The following is a 17,037-nucleotide window of genomic DNA, read 5'->3' on the forward strand; positions in this document are numbered from 1 at the left end:
AAATAAAAAATACAAAAATGTGTAGCCAAGCGATTTCCCCGTGCGTATAATCCCTCCGCAATATCTAATCCTAAGAGCTTCATTATGCGAAACGATGAAGCGGGATTTTTCTTTCTACCCCTCAATTGTGAGATATTGCAAATGCTAAGAATTGCCAAAGAAGCGCTGACATTCGATGACGTACTACTTGTGCCAGCACACTCCACTGTTCTCCCAAACACAGCTGATCTTCGCACTCAGTTGACTAAAAACATTTCACTGAACATCCCTATGATTTCTGCGTCGATGGATACCGTGACGGAAGCTCGTCTGGCTATCGCACTCGCGCAAGAAGGTGGCATTGGCTTTATCCACAAGAACATGTCTATCGAGCAACAAGCTGAGATGGTTCGTCAGGTTAAAATCTACGAAGCAGGTGTGGTTTCTCACCCTGTAACAGTAAGCCCTGATGCAACAATCGCTGACGTTGTCGCTCTAACTGAGAAGCACGGCTTTGCTGGTTTCCCAGTTGTTACTGAAACAAACGAACTGGTTGGTATCATTACTGGTCGTGACGTTCGCTTCGTAACAGACTTGTCTAAGAAAGTAGACGTAGTGATGACGCCTAAGTCGCGTCTAGCTTCAGTTAAAGAAGGTGCAACACGTGAAGAAGTGCAAGAGAAAATGCACGAAGCACGCGTTGAGAAAGTACTGGTAGTAAACGATGAGTTCCAACTAACCGGTATGATCACAGCAAAAGATTTCCATAAAGCAGAACGTAAGCCAAACGCATGTAAAGATGAGCGCGGCAGTCTACGTGTTGGTGCCGCTGTTGGCGCTGGCGCTGGTAACGAAGAGCGCGTTGCTGCTCTTGTTGAAGCTGGTGTAGATGTTCTACTTATCGACTCTTCTCACGGTCACTCTGAAGGTGTCCTAAACCGTATCCGCGAAACTCGCGCAGCTTACCCAGATCTAGAGATCATTGGTGGTAACGTTGCAACGGGTGCAGGTGCTCGTGCACTTATCGAGGCTGGCGTAAGCGCAGTGAAAGTAGGTATCGGCCCTGGTTCTATCTGTACAACTCGTATCGTTACTGGTGTTGGTGTTCCTCAAGTAACAGCAATCGCAGACGCAGCAGAAGTAGCTAACGAATACGGCATCCCAGTTATCGCTGATGGCGGTATCCGTTTCTCTGGTGACATCTGTAAAGCAATCGTAGCTGGCGCATCTTGTGTGATGGTTGGTTCTATGTTCGCTGGTACTGAAGAAGCACCGGGCGAGGTTATCCTTTACAACGGTCGTTCTTACAAGTCTTACCGTGGTATGGGTTCTCTTGGCGCAATGTCTCAAGGTTCTTCTGACCGTTACTTCCAGTCTGACAACGCAGCAGACAAACTGGTACCAGAAGGTATCGAAGGTCGTATTGCATACAAAGGTCGCCTAAAAGAGATCGTTCACCAACAAATGGGTGGTCTTCGCTCAAGCATGGGCCTAACTGGTTCAGCAACAGTAGAAGATATGCGTACTAAAGCAGAGTTTGTTCGTATCTCTGGTGCAGGCATGAAAGAGTCTCACGTACACGACGTTCAAATTACTAAAGAAGCGCCTAACTACCGTCTAGGTTAATCGCCTCCTTTAAACGTTTTATAGTGTGCCCATTAGAGGCACACTGTTTTATCTAGCTCTGTTTTTTCTCTATCTATATAGTGATTAAACATTGAGTAAGAGAAAATTGACGAAAACGTTTGCTTTATTTCTTGAAGAGTTAATGAGAGGTGAGTAAACTCGCCTCCGTTTCATCACATAGCCAATAAGACTGCTTACAATGACTAAAAATATTCATGACCAACGTATTCTAATTCTAGATTTCGGCTCTCAATACACGCAGCTAGTTGCTCGTCGTATTCGTGAAATCGGTGTTTACTGTGAACTTTGGAGCTGGGACGTAGAAGAAGCGGATATTCGTGAATTCAACCCAGACGGCATCATCCTTTCTGGTGGCCCTGAAAGTGTAACGGAAGAGAATTCTCCACGTGCACCTCAGTACGTATTTGATTCAGGTGTTCCTGTATTCGGTATTTGCTACGGCATGCAAACTATGGCTGAGCAACTTGGCGGTAAAGTAGCAACGTCTACTGAGCGTGAGTTCGGCTACGCAGCAGTACAAGTAACAGGTGAATCTGCACTGTTTGCTGATCTAGAAGCATCTCAAGATGTTTGGATGAGCCACGGTGACAAAGTAGTAGAAATCCCAGCTGACTTCGTTAAAACAGGTGAAACAGACACTTGTCCTTACGCAGCAATGGCGAACGAAGAGAAGAAATACTACGGCGTTCAATTCCACCCAGAAGTAACGCACACTAAGAACGGCATGAAAATGCTAGAAAACTTCGTTCTTAATGTATGTGGTTGTGAAGGCCTTTGGACTTCTGCTTCAATCATTGAAGATGCAGTTGCACGTATTAAAGAACAAGTAGGTGACGACGAAGTTATCCTTGGTCTATCTGGTGGTGTTGATTCATCAGTAGTTGCGATGCTTGCTCACCGTGCAATCGGCGACAAACTAACGTGTGTATTCGTCGATAACGGCCTACTTCGTCTGAACGAAGCTGAGCAAGTTATGGATATGTTTGGCAACAAGTTTGGTCTAAACATCATCCACGTTAACGCTGAAGACCGTTTCCTAGAAGCGCTTAAAGGCGAGAACGATCCTGAAGCGAAGCGTAAGATCATCGGTCACGTATTCGTAGACATCTTCGACGAAGAGTCTAAGAAACTGAAGAATGCTAAGTGGCTAGCTCAGGGTACTATCTACCCAGACGTAATCGAGTCTGCAGCATCTAAGACTGGTAAAGCGCACGTAATCAAGTCTCACCACAACGTTGGTGGCCTTCCGGACGATATGGAAATGGGCCTTGTTGAGCCTCTACGTGAGCTGTTTAAAGATGAAGTACGTAAGATCGGTCTAGAGCTTGGTCTTCCATACAACATGCTTTACCGCCACCCATTCCCAGGTCCAGGTCTAGGTGTTCGTGTTCTTGGTGAAATCAAGAAAGAGTACTGTGATCTACTACGTCGCGCAGACGCTATCTTCATTGAAGAGCTTCACGCTGCTGACCTTTACCACAAAGTATCTCAAGCGTTCACGGTATTCCTACCAGTTCGCTCTGTTGGTGTAATGGGCGATGGCCGTAAGTACGATTGGGTTGTGTCTCTACGTGCTGTAGAAACAATCGACTTCATGACTGCTCACTGGGCACACCTACCATACGACTTCCTAGGTAAGGTTTCTAACCGTATTATCAACGAAGTTGACGGCATTTCACGTGTTGTTTACGACATCTCTGGTAAGCCACCAGCAACAATCGAGTGGGAATAATCTCTCTCTATTGATGTAATCGAGACAAATTTGTCTTAGATTCTAGAAGCCTCGAACTCAGTTCGGGGCTTTTTGTTTTTTTGGAGCCACTCCCCATAACGATTGAGACAAAATGAAGTGATTTATAAATTGTTAGTAAGCGACTCGCACTTCTTTTCGATTTAACCGTTCGGCACTAGAGCCTTTTCATCGTGCCACATACTCTCTTATCGACGTTACTTATAAGAGAACAAACTATGTTAAAGGTGAAACCGATAGCGCTCGTCTTGAGTGCCCTTTTCGTTGGCGGTAGCATTTTCGCTGGTGGAAGCCATGCGGCGACCAATAGCCAACCAACCATGAATATCCAACCCGATCCACAAAACCCTACTGGCTATCTTGTGTCGAGAGCCGACCTTGCAGCTGTAGAGCAATCCAAGGCTTCTGACCCTATGTATGCGATTTGGTCTCAAGCACTGCAAACTCGCTCCAATACGATTGTTGAAGCGATTGAGCCCAGTTCACCTTCCAACCCTGACAACGTAAAACGCGTTGAGCGTGTGTTCCCGCAAAGCGAGTGGCATTTCCTAACGCAAATGGCGGCACCAGAATACACCTATACCCGTTTCCTGCGCGCGATTGGTAAGTTCCCTGCGTTCTGTGGTGAATACACAGATGGCCGCGATTCAGATGCCATCTGTAAGAAATCCATCATCACGGCTTTTGCTCATTTCTCTCAAGAGACAGGCGGTCACATCGCAATAGACAACACCTCTGATAATCCATTAGCGCTAGAAGAGTGGCAGCAAGCCTTAGTGCACGTGCGCGAAATGGGTTGGTCTGAAGGGCAAGAGGGTTACACCACAGGCTGTGGTCAGAATGATTGGCAGAATGCGCGTTGGCCGTGCGCTGCGGGGCAGGGCTACTTCGGGCGAGGCGCGAAACAGCTTTCTTACCATTTTAACTATGGTGCCTTCTCTGAGGTAATGTTCGATGGCGATGCAACAGTGCTTTTGAATAACCCCGGTTTAGTTGCAGACTCATGGTTGAACCTAGCTTCAGCGATTTGGTTCTTCCTAACGCCTCAAGCGCCTAAGCCCGCGATGCTGCATGTTATCGACCGCACCTGGACACCTTCTCAGCGTGAGCTCGATGCGGGAATTGGTTATGGCTTCGGAACTACCATCAACGTAATCAACGGTGGTATTGAGTGTGGTGAGCAGAACAAGAATAAAGGCCAGCCAGTGAATCGTATCCGTTACTGGGAAGGCCTAGCTGAACACTATCAAATCCCAATTGAAGCAGACGAGAAGAATACTTGCTGGCAACAGACGCCTTACGGCAGCTTAAACCTGAATGGTGCGACAGATGTGCTTTATACCAACTGGGATGGTAACTGGAAATACTACGCCGATCGCCCAGAAGGCTTTTCATTTGAGTGTGAGTTAGTTGGCTTCCAAACCGCTTACTCTGCATTAGTACCGGGTGATTACGAGAAGTGTGTGACCAACTTTTATGGCTCTCATGCGAGCTGGCCAGAAGTTCGTGTAGTCGAGAAGTTAGACCCGGTAGATCCTGGAACCAACCCGGGTGGTAATGATTGGGATGCCAATAAGGTGTACAACACAGGCGATCAGGTGATCTTTAATGGCGCAACCTATGAAGCGAAGTGGTGGACACAAGGCGATGAGCCTTCCGCTGGCGGACCTTGGAAGTTGATCTCTGGCGAACCAACGCCACCAGTAGATCCAGATCCAACACCCGTAGACCCGCCAGTGACTGAGCCTCCGGTAACGAACCCTCCAGTCGAGCCACCTGTCACTGAACCACCAGTCGTTCCAAGTGAATTTACTGCTTGGGAGCCGGGTGTTACTCAGGTAAGTGACGGTGAGAAGGTGACATACCAAGGAAAGTGCTTTATTGCGAAAAACGGCCCCGGTATTTGGGAGAGCCCAGTCCAATCAAACTGGTTCTGGGATGAGATTAGTTGTCAGTAAATTCAGTACTTGCTGAGCTAATTACGTTTAAACAAGCCGGGCATACGCTCGGTTTTTTGGGGTGAGGGGCAGATTCGGGATGCGAATAAACGAGTAGCGAAGAGCGCATTCTTTAATGCTCTTAGTACCCCTCATCTCGTATCTAGTTCACTGGTACCTCAAACTCTCACCGTCATTCCCTAGAGCGAGGTACGAGCGTAGTAGGGAATCTCTTTCCTTTGGATATACCGACTGCCTTGAATAGATTCCAGACATCTCGTCCCTCGATTCTGGAATGACGATTAATCGGATAGATGCGGTATACGAGTGGCGAAAAACGCGCTCTCTATTGCTCTTCGTATCTCTCATCTCACTTACTAGCATCTACAACACCCTCCGCCATTCCCTATAGCGAGGTACGAGTGCAGTAGGGAATCTCTTTCCTTTGGGTATACCGACTGCCTTTAATAGATTCCAGACATCTCGTCCCTCGACTCTGGAATGACGATTAATCGGATAGATGCGAATAAGCGAGTGGCGAAAAGCTCGCTCTCTATTGCTCTTCGCATCTCGAATCCCGTTTACTCGAATCTAAACACGCTTTTCGCATCCCGAATCTCGTTCACTCGCATCTAAAAAACACATACAAAACATGAATACTAAGCCCTGAATATGAAACTAATATTCCATAGGATCATTTACTCAACCTTAGTTTTCGATAACTGGATTACCTCAAATACGGTTTATGGATTAAAATTTTCTTACAATTTTTATTGGTTTTGTTTAACCCCCTATTTGATAAAGGTAAATTCGCAATGTCGACCAAACTAGCTAACCCAGCGCCACTTGGCTTAATGGGTTTCGGTATGACCACTATTCTTCTTAATATTCACAACGCTGGCTTCTTCCCGATCGATTCGATGATCCTAGCTATGGGTATTTTCTACGGTGGTTTGAGCCAAGTGATTGTCGGCACAATGTGCTTTAAGCGTGGTGACACGTTCGGTACGACAGCGTTTACTTCTTACGGTCTATTTTGGCTGACACTGGTTGGTCTGATCGTAATGCCTTACATGGGTCTACCAGCAAGCCCAGCAAGCTTCATGGGTTGGTACCTACTAATGTGGGGCGTATTCACAGGCTTCATGTTCATCGGCTCTCTATGCTACCCAGTAGCGAAGCAAGTGGTATTCGGTTCTCTAACGATTCTATTCTTCCTGCTAGCAGCTCGTGATTTCACTGGTAGTGAACTAATCGGTACTATCGCTGGTTTTGAAGGTATCTTCTGTGGCGCTTCTGCTATCTACTTTGCAATGGCTCAAGTGATCAACAACGAATACGGTCGCACAGTACTGCCAATCGGTGAGAAGAAAGCACCGCAAGTTGCAACGCAAGAGATCGCAGCTTAAGACCGTTGTTTGGGAACAGTTCTTAAGAGACAGGAAAACAAAACGGGTTAGCCGAAATGGCTAACCCGTTTTTTTCTTATCTCTGAATAGGCCTTCAGTATCTATTCAGCCCAGGAGTTTACTTACGCAGATGGCTGCTCAACTGGCTTGCTGTCAGTTGTTTCAGCTTCAGGCGATTTGCCTGTCTTACGCTTGTATTTACCTTCCCAGTAATCCGCACCTTTAATGCCAAGCTTAACTGGGTTGAATGTGTACTCAGTTACGCCTTTCTTCTGTTGCTCTTCGTAGTCTTTCAGCGCTTTCAGAGCTGGTTTAGACATGAAGAAGATAATCAGAATACCGACGATGTTTAGCCAAGCCATCAGACCTACGCCCACATCACCCATTGCCCATGCAAGGTTGGCGGTTTTCACTGTACCGTAGAATACTGCAGTGATAAGAACCGCTTTCAGAGCAAACATCATACCTGGAATCTTAATAGTACGACGTAGGTACGCGATGTTCGTTTCTGCAATGTAGTAGTAAGCAAGAATAGTTGTGAACGCGAAGAAGAACAGAGCGAACGCAATGAATGGCTTACCAACACCTGGTAGAGCACTTTCGATTGCAAGCTGTGTAAATACAGGGCCGTTCGCACCGATATCTGCAGCTAGGTTCTGTACTAGGAATGCGCCTTCAGCACCACCGTGTACGTTGTATGCACCAGTGATAAGAATCATGAACGCTGTTGCTGAACATACTAGTAGCGTATCGATGTAGATAGAGAAAGATTGAACCAGACCTTGCTGTGCTGGGTGGTCAACACTTGCAGCCGCTGCAGCGTGAGGACCAGTACCTTGACCTGCTTCGTTAGAGTAAACACCACGTTTTACACCCCAACCGATAGCAGCACCAACACCAGCCATAGGCGTAAATGCGTCACCAACAATCATACCGAAGATGCGTGGCACCTCACCGATGTTTAGAAGGATGATAACGAAAGCAATCACGATGTAAGCTAGCGCCATGAAAGGAACCACGATTTGCGTGAAGTTCGCAATACGCTTAACACCACCGAAGATGATGAACGCTAGGATGATCGCAATAACAGTACCAGTGAAAACTTTAGCAAAACTGAACGTACCGATAGCTGTTTCGATCATGTCGCCTGTGCCAAACGCAGCTTCTACCGCATTACCAATGCTGTTTGACTGAACGCCTGGTAGTAGAACACCACAAGCAAAGATTGTCGCGATAGCGAAGATCCACGCGTACCATTTCTGGCCCATCGCTTTTTCGATGTAGTAAGCTGGACCACCACGGAACTCGCCTTCATCTTCTTCTTTATAGATTTGAGCCAGTGTCGATTCTGCAAACGCAGTTGCCGCGCCAAAGAAGGCAACAACCCACATCCAGAATACAGCACCAGGACCACCGAAACCGATTGCGGCAGCAACACCAGCAATATTACCTGTACCTACGCGCCCAGAAAGCGAAACGGCAAGTGCTTGAAAAGATGAGATACCTTTACTTGAGCTTTTGCCAGATAACAACAAACGCCACATTTCAAAGAAGTGACGAACTTGAACAAATCGGGTCATTATGGAGTAGAACAAACCTGCGCCTAGACACAAGTAAATCAGTACCGGACTCCAGATTATTCCATTCAAAAAATCAACGAATGACTGCATGAGTATTTTTCCCTGTTAGTTGTACTTATGATTGTTTTTCGTACAACACAATACTTCACATGTAATGCTCTTGTTAAATTATTTATCTATCTAAGCTTAATAGTGTGATATATCGCATGTTCTTGAGGGCTTTTGTTAACGATAAGTTCTATTTTTCCGTTTGCCATTCGACATAGAAATGCAATTTAATGCATCTTTTTAGTTAGATCTCTCTCGGAAAAATAGAATTTCATGATGTGATTGGGTTTGGAATTAAATTTCAACTTTCTGACAAGTTGCTGATAGATACATCAGGTTGGCGTTGTATTGTGGTTTTAATACGCAAACTTATCGGTGGTCATTCCATTAATGTGATCTATAAATCACATTTAGATTGCCGAGTTTGAGTTTTTGTGTGATCAAAATCACAATGTGTGGGTGTGGTATGAATCTCAGATAATTGCAGGATATTTTGCCTAAGTTTGCAGATTTTACCAGAGTCATTGATTGTTACAGATGTGTTTCAGGTTCTATATGTTCTCCCCAAGTTCAAAAATCAAAGTTCAGAGTTTCGGTCGTGTTCTTGCGAACATGGTTATGCCTAGTATTGGTGCCTTTATTGCTTGGGGACTGATCTCCGCACTTTTCATACCAACGGGCTGGTGGCCGAATGAAGCTCTGGCTTCGATGGTTAGCCCAATGATCACCTTCTTGATTCCACTGTTGATTGGCTACACCGGCGGTAAAATGACTGGGGGAGAGCGGGGCGCAATTGTCGGTTCTATAGCAACAATGGGCCTGATTGTTGGCACTGATGTTCCGATGCTAATGGGAGCGATGATCATTGGACCATTAGGTGGAGCTGTGATTGCACGCTTTGACCGAGCCATCGAAGGCAAGGTTCGCAGTGGCTTTGAGATGCTGGTGAACAACTTCTCTGCGGGCATCGTAGGAATGATGTGTGCCATCGTCGCCTTTTTGATTGTTGGACCTGCTGTAAAAGTGGTTTCGACTATGTTGGCCGCAGGTGTCCAGGCCATGGTCGACACTGGCTCACTGGCTTTGGTTTCTATTTTAGTGGAACCGGCGAAAATTCTTTTCCTCAACAATGCGATTAACCATGGCGTTTTCTCACCAATCGGAATCCAGCAGGTTGAACAATATGGTCAGTCGTTAGTATTCCTTATTGAGTCTAATCCAGGCCCAGGTCTTGGGGTGTTATTGGCTTATATGGCGTTTGGCAAAGGCAGCACTAAACAAACAGCTGGTGGTGCATCCATCATCCATTTCTTCGGCGGCATTCAAGAAATCTATTTTCCTTACGTGCTAATGAAGCCTCGCCTGATTTTCGCTTTGATTGCTGGTGGTATGGCGGGCGTGACAACACTGGTCCTGTTTGATGCGGGTTTGGTGTCGGCAGCCTCTCCGGGTTCTATCTTCGCTATTTTGGTGATGGCGCCTAAATCATCAATGTTGGGTGTCGCACTTTCTATCGCTATCTCAACCTTAGTGTCGTTCTTATGTTCATCACTGATTCTAAAAACAGAGCAAAGTACGGAAGCTGAGCAGGAAGAAGGCTACTTAACAGGTCGACCACGCTTTTCAAATCGAACGTCAGACTAATCACTTTAAAATGACGACGTTCTCACAGCGATAGACCAACGTCACCTTAGGCTTAGAGGTAAATATGAGAAACACGCGAGCAGAAAGTGCCATGCTTTCAAAGACCATAGAGCCCATCGACTTGCCTAATGAAGCAGAACTGCTGGAAGTGATCTCGACTGCTGAGGACGCCAGTGCGGTGTTCTTAGCGGCCTATCATGCCTTGGACGATACTATTGGCGTGTTAATGCAAACTATCTTCTATAAAGACGATTACGCCGTGAAGTTTGTGGTTGATCCTCTGCTTAAGAATCAAGGTCCTTTAGGGGATGTGATGGTTCGCAGCAAGCTGCTGTATGGACTTGGTATGATTAACCGTGAAATCTATGAAGATGTAGAGCGTTTTGTGACCCTGAAAGAGTGGGCAGACACGCCACAAAGCAGCATCTACTTTACCGACCCAGATGTGATTGAAGAGCTGCAGAAAGTCCACGTGGTACAAAGCGTGATGCCTATCGATTACGATCAGCAAGCAGCCAACAGCCTACCGGAAGAGATGCTGACCATGTTCATTGACCGTCACAACCAAAAGGTGCAGTCGAGCATAGTATTGGCCATCGCAGAACTGGTGAGACAAATCTGCCATTGTGACACCTCGTTTCTTCCCTCTTGAACTAGGGCGTGTTGACCTTTCGAGCTGATTTTTGCAGCGAGTTGCTGGGTATTTCTACAAGGCAGAGGTTTTGATGTGTAGCTAGCCTACATGAAAAGCCGATAACGCAGTAGAAATGACCAGCAAACGCTGCCCGAAGGGTTCGGCTAAAAGCGTTTTACTCTTTGTTGAGGGGGACTTGCTTAGAATGATGACACTCTATACCCACGCCCTTTAAGTAGTTTGGCAAAGGCAGTCTGAGCTTTTGGCTCACCATGAATCAAATGGATAGAATTTGGTGAGGGAGTGATACCCTCGATAAAGCGCATAAGATCGTTTTGACCCGCGTGAGCGGAATAACCAGACATCGTATGAATGTGTGCATTCACTGAGATATGAGCTTGGTCGATCTCTACAGACATTTCCCCTTGCTGCAAAGCACGACCTAATGTTCCATGGGCTTGGTAACCCGCAAGAATCACATCAGTTCTCTGGTCGGGTAGTAAAGCCGATAGGTAATTCATAATTCGTCCACCCTGACACATCCCCGATGCAGCAATGACTATTGCAGGCTCTGCAGTCGATTTGAGTCTGTTGACCAGTTTCTTGTGGGCTCGGTGATCATCAATCGTAATGCACTGCTCGAACGCCAATGGATTGCGGTGTGCTGCTAATCTCTGTTTCGCTTCCTCTCCCCATAGTTCTTTGAATTGACGATAGGAGCGGGTGATCTTGTGTGCCATTGGCGAGTCAAGAATGATGGGCAGTTGGCGACTCAGAGAGCGCTGCTCGATCATCTGTTCAATATCAAACAGTAGCTCTTGAGTTCTTCCAACGCTAAAGGCGGGAATAAGGATTGCGCCACCATCTTCCAATGAGTGGTCAATAATGCGGTTTAGAGTTTCTGCACGCTCAGAGATATTGGAATGATTGCTCGCACCATAGGTCGATTCAATAAATAGATAGTCTGCTCGTTCAGGTGACACTGGATCGGGCAGTAGAGGAGTGTTGCTTGGGCCAAGGTCCCCAGAAAACACCACGACCTCTTCACTGGGCAATTTAACCTCAATATAAGCCGAACCAAGTATGTGCCCCGCGGGTTGAAAACGAGCATAAAGAGTATTTGGCCTACCATGATCCTTTTGCTTGTGGAGGTGAGGTGCTCGCGGAATTGGAAACCACTGATGGTAGGCTTGAGGCTGTATTAGTGAGTGAATTCTTTTGAGGATTTGCTTTCGCTGACGGTGGCTAAAGCCTTGCAGTTTCAGACCATCTTCAATCATCAGTGGGGCAATGGCGGCCGTCGCTTTGGTACATATGATTGGTTGATTAAAGCCAGTCGCCAGCAGCCATGGAATGCGACCGATATGATCAATATGGCTATGGGTCAGCAGCAAAGCGTTTAGATGCTGAGTCTCAAACTCAACTTCTAATGGGCGAGTATCTGCGCCTTGAAACAGACCACAATCAATCAGTATTGCTTGGTCTTCCACTCTAAGCTCATGGCAAGAGCCCGTAACTGTATGTTTACCACCGTGATGAATAACCTGCATTCGTTGCTCCTATTAAAGCCAACCTCAATTGTGTTAATCGGGACGGGCAAAGAAAATAGCAGCGACGAGAGTTGCGAGGCCGCGAGCGATAAAATGTAATTGAGCCTTCACTCAGCCCAATTGTCGCGAGATATGACTCTACTATTGGGTAGAACTTTTACGTGTATCGAGCTTTGGACTGGCTTCAGCCTCTAAGCGCGCGACTTCTGCATCAAGCTGAGCGATTTTTTCCGCCATTAAAGTGTGGCAGTGATCAGCAAGGGCTCTGGCATCACCCAGTTCGTAATCCGACACATCGATAGGTTCGAGCATTTCAGTGATCACAATGCCGTTGTTGGCGCGATTCAAATCAATCTTGTTGTGAGTGGTACTGGTACACATTGGGGTAATAGGCACACCTGCCTCAATCGCCATGCGGAACGCGCCCGTTTTAAAAGGCAAGAGTCCACGGCCTTTGCTACGAGTACCTTCTGGGTAAACCCATACCGATAGGTCTCTTTGGTGAATAGCCTCAGCTACTTGCTTAATCGTATCTCTGGCTTTGGATTTGTCTTCACGGTTGATCAAGATGTTACCCGTGATCCAATACAAAACGCCAAAGAATGGGATCCACAATAGATCGCGTTTACCCAGTGATACGGTGCGCGGTCTTAGCATTCCCGGATCGGTAACGAAATCAAACACACTCTGGTGATTCGAGATGTACACGCTGTTTTTCGGCGTTGGCGCGTTCTCTAGCCCGCGCTGAATAATTGTAAGGCCAAGAATCTTTTGTAGTTGATTGAACCAGCGACAGAAGAAATACACATGCTTAGGGTTTTTAGGGCTAAACAGACAGAAAACAAGCGCACTCAGTGTTGTGGTAACCACAAACACCGTAGCCAAAATAAGACGAAGAACAGTAAGCACAGCCGACTCCTTTCCACTGCACATTGGCAGTATTCAAACCGTTGAAGAAGATTAGAGCTTCAGTTCTATTTAACCAAGTTGCAACATTTTGAGAGCGGCAGACATCAAGAGTGAGAGATGTATATAAAACCGCAGCCAAGAATCTAGGGTATCAGCACACACGTGTTCACTGGCTATGTGCTTGAACCCATAGGTCTTTGTTTGGATCTTGGTTTTCTACCCAGACAGGATCTTCACGAGATTCTAGATACAACTGAAGTCCGTTATAAGACATAAAAGCGGCTGGGCCACCAAGGTGTTCAAAGTAATCGAAGTAGTCATCTTCGAGTGAACACAGATGATCTAAGTCTTTCACTTTATGTGCTAAAGCCCATTGGATGGCAAATTTAGGTGCGATGGTGCCAGAGATGTTGACCTCTTCAGCGTCCTCATCAAAAGTTAGCTCGGAGTGTTGTCTTTCAAGCTCAATTTCTTCTTGTTCTGATTCTTGCTGTAGCACTTCATCTACGATATCTAAACGGGCTGCTTTAGAAGCATTTTTATTAAGTTTAGCGATTCGTAATGCATAGCCAAATCGAGCTGGTGTAACGATATCAACCAACTGGGTGAGCAACTCTTTGTTTACCCCGACGGCTTTAACGAAGTAATCGATACATGAATACACGTTGGCGTAGCGGGTGCCATCAAACTCAAAACCAGCAGATTCGTCATAAACATTGAGAGGGATAGTATCAATAGCTAAAGGCCAACCTTGGTAATCGATCCTTTGTTTCGCGATCTGATACATTTTCCAGGCACTTTTGCCAAAGCCACCCAAGATTGCTCCAGAGAACTCACAGTCTAGTAACTCTTGTTCTGTCCAGTTCTCACCTATCCCGAGATGTTTAGCATACTTGTTGATTAACGCCTGTTTAATTTTATCTCTCAGTACCCAAATGGAAGTTACGTTTTTGGAGTAGCTAATACTTTGGCATTCACCACAAGCAGGAATTGCTAATGGCGGGTGTTCGAGTTTGGCGATAGACTCGGCAGCTTTAGGGAACTCTAAGCAATCACTTGACGGCTCCCCACAGAACCAGCAGGTGTGGCGTGAGTTGAAGGGTACATCGATTTTAGAGTAAGTATCTACAGTCAGTTTAGTCATCGTCTATAGGTCGCAATGGGCTTCTAGATATAGGAAATCAAATTAGCCAACGTTTAATGGTTGATGGATTTGCAACGGTTAATTGGTATTTTTTCGGTGATGTCGCGAGCTTTCTTTTGTCGACACAAACATCTAAACGTTTGATTAGATATTTAATCAGAGCTCGACGGCATGAGATAATTAACGGCTTTTTATCCATGTTGTAATCTGCGCGCACCACTTCCTGTTGAGCGACAGATAGATTTGGATTAGCGATAACCTCTACCTGTTCATGAGTATCCCAATCGAGGTCTGCCTCTAGATTTATATCAGCTTCATCAAGTAGCTCGGGTACGCCTCTGAAACGGCTTAACACAAAATCTAAGTAGGCACTTCTCTCCTCGCAATACGCTCTTACGTGCCATCTAAATCCATCAAAGACAATTGTGTGAGGGATGATGTTTCTACCTCGACCTTCAGGGTTATCCATCGACACATATTCGATATCAACACGGCGTTTTTCACGTGCGGCTTGCAGTAATTTTTGTACGATAACAGGGGCTACATGCCTATCTGGTACGGAAAGCACAATAGAATCGGCATACCCCAAGTCTTTTAGGTCAAAGCCATCAACATGTTCATCGTTATATTTGTGCAATAACGATAAGTACTCGTTGGGTGTGCCTTTGGTGAACTTTGGAATAAAGCTATCTATTGGTCGGTAACCTTTGAGGCTGCGATCATGGATTAAAGGTGGCATCTCAAACTGGTCTTGGTAAGCCTTAATATCTCGCGAAGCTTGTTGGCGCTTAATATTAAAAGAGTTACATAAATGATTGGTCGTAACTCTACCTTCCCATAGTGCCACTACCTCAATCAGTTTGAAGCGTATTAGCTGATCCCACTTAACTGCCATACCGGTACCTAATGCCTGAAAATGATACATGTTGATGCGTACAGAATATACGTACATTTTTAACGTGGCTATAGTACATACTCGTCCGTTAAAGTTGAGTCGCGATAAGTAAAACAATGTAAGTTAAATCATACTTTTCTAATACTAATCGCAATATTACTTACAAAGCGTGTTATATAAACATGTTGCATACCGAGGTGCTAAATCATCCATATTTTCCATTTTTTATGGTTGTAAGTACCGTTACTTTGCAGTGTTTGATACTATTTATTTCCACAAAATAAGTCCGTTTAATCAAATTTTGAAGAGATTCCTTTGAACTTAGAAAAAGCCCTCAGCATACTTTCTAAATCATCGCCCTACGCGGTAAGTACAGAAAGAGAGCAAAATCAAGATCTTCTGGCTGACTATAAGAGCCATGTGTACATCACTACAGACATCGAAGTCGACTTTAAAAAGTCGCTATTGTCCTCAAAGAAAAATGACATCATCTTCTTGTGTGGTAGTAGTGGTGACGGTAAGTCTGAGATCCTGACTCAATACAGCCAGAAGCACAAAGCGACACATGAGTTTCATCTTGATGCGACACACAGCTTCAATCCAAATCAAACCGCAATTAATGCGTTAGATGAGCGATTCTCACAGTTCAAAGGAAATGAAAAGCCACTTGTTGTTGGCATTAATATCGGAATGTTAGGCAACTATGCTGAGGAAGGTGCTGAGCAACATGACGATATTAAAGCTTCGATAAAAGCGTTCTTGGAAAACAAAACGGACGATATTCCAACGAACCACATTTTCTTAGATTTCGAACAATACCCGAAATTCACACTGGGGCATGAAGTTAGCACTTCTGACTTTGCAGCCAAGTTTCTTGCTCGTTTAACTGAGCCAACGTTAGATAACCCGTTTTACGCACTTTATGACAGTGAAGTTCAAAAGCTAGGTCACAGCAAGCTCACAGCGAACTATGCGTTGCTGGGGCTAGAATCTGTGCAGAAGAATATTATTTCTTTGCTACTGAAAGCTCGCTTAATCAAAGATCAGTTCCTAACGGCGCGAGCGTTGCTGGACTTTGTGTACCAGATCTTAGCGGGCGATGACTACCTGTTTGACAATCTATTCTCTGGCTCAGATAACGAGCTTTTAGAGCATATTCAAAGCTTTGACCCAAGCAATATTCACACTCGTAAAATCGACGAATTCGTCCTTCAGTTTGGTTTGGGAATTGAAGATGAAGGCTTTACACAACTTAAAGATCAGGTGAAAGCACAAGGTGTATTTGATGTGCTCACTGCTGCTTCATACTTACGCATGGTTTACCTGTTGAAAGACGAAGCGCAATTTGCGAATGATTACATTAATGAGCTGAAAGCAGACTTTGATAACTCTTTGGTCGATCAATACGCAAACATCTGGCTGCTTCACCGTGAGTTTGATGGTTCAGGAAAGCAGAAGAAAGAGCTGAATAAGTTCTATAAAGACACTCTCATTTCAGCTGTGCATCGCTACTGTAACCGCAATTCGCCATCACTTGATAAAGACCAGTTTTTTATCTCTGAATACAACGGCTTTAAAACAGCGGCTGAACTTGAAGTAAAACCTGATTTTTCATCGATTAAAACACAAGCGGTGAGCAAGATAGGCTCATTTAACGCTCATATTCGAGTCGACGATCATTCACTTTTGCCAATGCCGATAAGTATTAACTTGTTGGAGTTGTTGGAAAAAATCAACCAAGGGTACCGTCCGAATAAGCATGATAAAAATGCGGTGCTTTTGTTGGATGAAGTGATTGAGCAGATCATCACGGTAGCGAACGAAAAGAATACTCTGTTTATTCTGAAAAACGATAAGCGCTATAAGATCGTGAATGAAGATGATGAATATTTCGAAGTGAGTGGTTTATAA

General features: G+C 45.3%; 11 protein-coding genes and 1 pseudogene. 7 read left to right on the plus strand and 5 right to left on the minus strand.

Annotated elements, in window-relative coordinates; translation table 11 throughout:
* Window positions 1-141: 141 nt before the first annotated feature.
* The 4 genes from guaB to FIV04_RS03030 all read left to right on the plus strand — a co-directional run bounded on the left by guaB (window position 142) and on the right by FIV04_RS03030 (window position 6,722).
* Window positions 142-1,605 (plus strand): IMP dehydrogenase, encoded by a 1,464-nt coding sequence (guaB, locus tag FIV04_RS03015; protein WP_150871141.1) that lies wholly within the window; start codon window positions 142-144, stop codon window positions 1,603-1,605.
* Between the two features lie 199 nt (window positions 1,606-1,804).
* Window positions 1,805-3,358 (plus strand): glutamine-hydrolyzing GMP synthase, encoded by a 1,554-nt coding sequence (gene guaA / locus FIV04_RS03020; RefSeq protein ID WP_032551338.1) that lies wholly within the window; start codon window positions 1,805-1,807, stop codon window positions 3,356-3,358.
* 236 nt (window positions 3,359-3,594) lie between these two features.
* Window positions 3,595-5,334, plus strand: coding sequence for a chitinase (locus FIV04_RS03025; RefSeq protein ID WP_152468220.1), 1,740 nt, complete (start codon window positions 3,595-3,597; stop codon window positions 5,332-5,334).
* Between the two features lie 794 nt (window positions 5,335-6,128).
* A complete protein-coding gene (locus tag FIV04_RS03030; RefSeq protein ID WP_152468221.1) occupies window positions 6,129-6,722 on the plus strand; it encodes a GPR1/FUN34/YaaH family transporter in 594 nt (197 codons plus the stop codon).
* A 122-nt stretch (window positions 6,723-6,844) separates the two neighbouring features.
* Here the strand turns inward: FIV04_RS03030 and FIV04_RS03035 are convergent, their stop codons facing one another.
* The gene (locus FIV04_RS03035; protein ID WP_150871148.1) at window positions 6,845-8,392 is read right to left on the minus strand and encodes a sodium:alanine symporter family protein; all 1,548 of its coding nucleotides are present in this window, start codon (window positions 8,390-8,392) and stop codon (window positions 6,845-6,847) included.
* A 513-nt stretch (window positions 8,393-8,905) separates the two neighbouring features.
* On the opposite strand from FIV04_RS03035, the pseudogene mtlA reads away from it, so the two are divergent.
* Both mtlA and FIV04_RS03045 read left to right on the plus strand, forming a co-directional pair.
* Window positions 8,906-9,916, plus strand: a pseudogene (gene mtlA / locus FIV04_RS03040) (mannitol-specific PTS transporter subunit IIC); the annotation flags it as partial.
* A 142-nt stretch (window positions 9,917-10,058) separates the two neighbouring features.
* Window positions 10,059-10,646, plus strand: coding sequence for an MltR family transcriptional regulator (locus tag FIV04_RS03045; protein WP_253895368.1), 588 nt, complete (start codon window positions 10,059-10,061; stop codon window positions 10,644-10,646).
* 182 nt (window positions 10,647-10,828) lie between these two features.
* Here the strand turns inward: FIV04_RS03045 and FIV04_RS03050 are convergent, their stop codons facing one another.
* The 4 genes from FIV04_RS03050 to FIV04_RS03065 all read right to left on the minus strand — a co-directional run bounded on the left by FIV04_RS03050 (window position 10,829) and on the right by FIV04_RS03065 (window position 15,126).
* Window positions 10,829-12,178: an MBL fold metallo-hydrolase RNA specificity domain-containing protein gene (locus FIV04_RS03050; RefSeq protein ID WP_152468223.1), complete on the minus strand. Its 1,350-nt coding sequence runs from the start codon at window positions 12,176-12,178 to the stop codon at window positions 10,829-10,831.
* Window positions 12,179-12,319: 141 nt separating this feature from the next.
* Window positions 12,320-13,087 carry a 1-acylglycerol-3-phosphate O-acyltransferase gene (locus FIV04_RS03055; protein WP_152468224.1) on the minus strand — a complete coding sequence of 256 codons (768 nt, stop codon included), beginning with the start codon at window positions 13,085-13,087 and terminating at the stop codon, window positions 12,320-12,322.
* 166 nt (window positions 13,088-13,253) lie between these two features.
* Window positions 13,254-14,231, minus strand: a complete 978-nt coding sequence (locus FIV04_RS03060; RefSeq protein WP_152468225.1) for a hypothetical protein — start codon at window positions 14,229-14,231, stop codon at window positions 13,254-13,256.
* Window positions 14,232-14,268: 37 nt separating this feature from the next.
* Window positions 14,269-15,126, minus strand: coding sequence for a YafY family protein (locus tag FIV04_RS03065; protein WP_152468226.1), 858 nt, complete (start codon window positions 15,124-15,126; stop codon window positions 14,269-14,271).
* Window positions 15,127-15,441: 315 nt separating this feature from the next.
* Between FIV04_RS03065 and dptF the strand changes: the two genes are divergently transcribed.
* Window positions 15,442-17,037, plus strand: coding sequence for a DNA phosphorothioation-dependent restriction protein DptF (gene dptF / locus FIV04_RS03070; protein WP_152468227.1), 1,596 nt, complete (start codon window positions 15,442-15,444; stop codon window positions 17,035-17,037).

This window comes from Vibrio sp. THAF190c (genome assembly GCF_009363355.1).
GTDB classification, from domain to species: domain Bacteria; phylum Pseudomonadota; class Gammaproteobacteria; order Enterobacterales; family Vibrionaceae; genus Vibrio; species Vibrio fortis_A.

Bases quoted from the DNA above. Each gene is read 5' to 3' on its own strand.
- FIV04_RS03035 (WP_150871148.1), bottom strand. From the start codon at position 8,392: ATGCAGTCATTCGTTGATTTTTTGAATGGAATAATCTGGAGTCCGGTA.
- FIV04_RS03065 (WP_152468226.1), bottom strand. From the start codon at position 15,126: ATGGCAGTTAAGTGGGATCAGCTAATACGCTTCAAACTGATTGAGGTA.
- FIV04_RS03060 (WP_152468225.1), bottom strand. From the start codon at position 14,231: ATGACTAAACTGACTGTAGATACTTACTCTAAAATCGATGTACCCTTC.
- FIV04_RS03025 (WP_152468220.1), top strand. From the start codon at position 3,595: ATGTTAAAGGTGAAACCGATAGCGCTCGTCTTGAGTGCCCTTTTCGTT.
- FIV04_RS03050 (WP_152468223.1), bottom strand. From the start codon at position 12,178: ATGCAGGTTATTCATCACGGTGGTAAACATACAGTTACGGGCTCTTGC.
- FIV04_RS03030 (WP_152468221.1), top strand. From the start codon at position 6,129: ATGTCGACCAAACTAGCTAACCCAGCGCCACTTGGCTTAATGGGTTTC.
- guaB (WP_150871141.1), top strand. From the start codon at position 142: ATGCTAAGAATTGCCAAAGAAGCGCTGACATTCGATGACGTACTACTT.
- guaA (WP_032551338.1), top strand. From the start codon at position 1,805: ATGACTAAAAATATTCATGACCAACGTATTCTAATTCTAGATTTCGGC.
- FIV04_RS03045 (WP_253895368.1), top strand. From the start codon at position 10,059: ATGAGAAACACGCGAGCAGAAAGTGCCATGCTTTCAAAGACCATAGAG.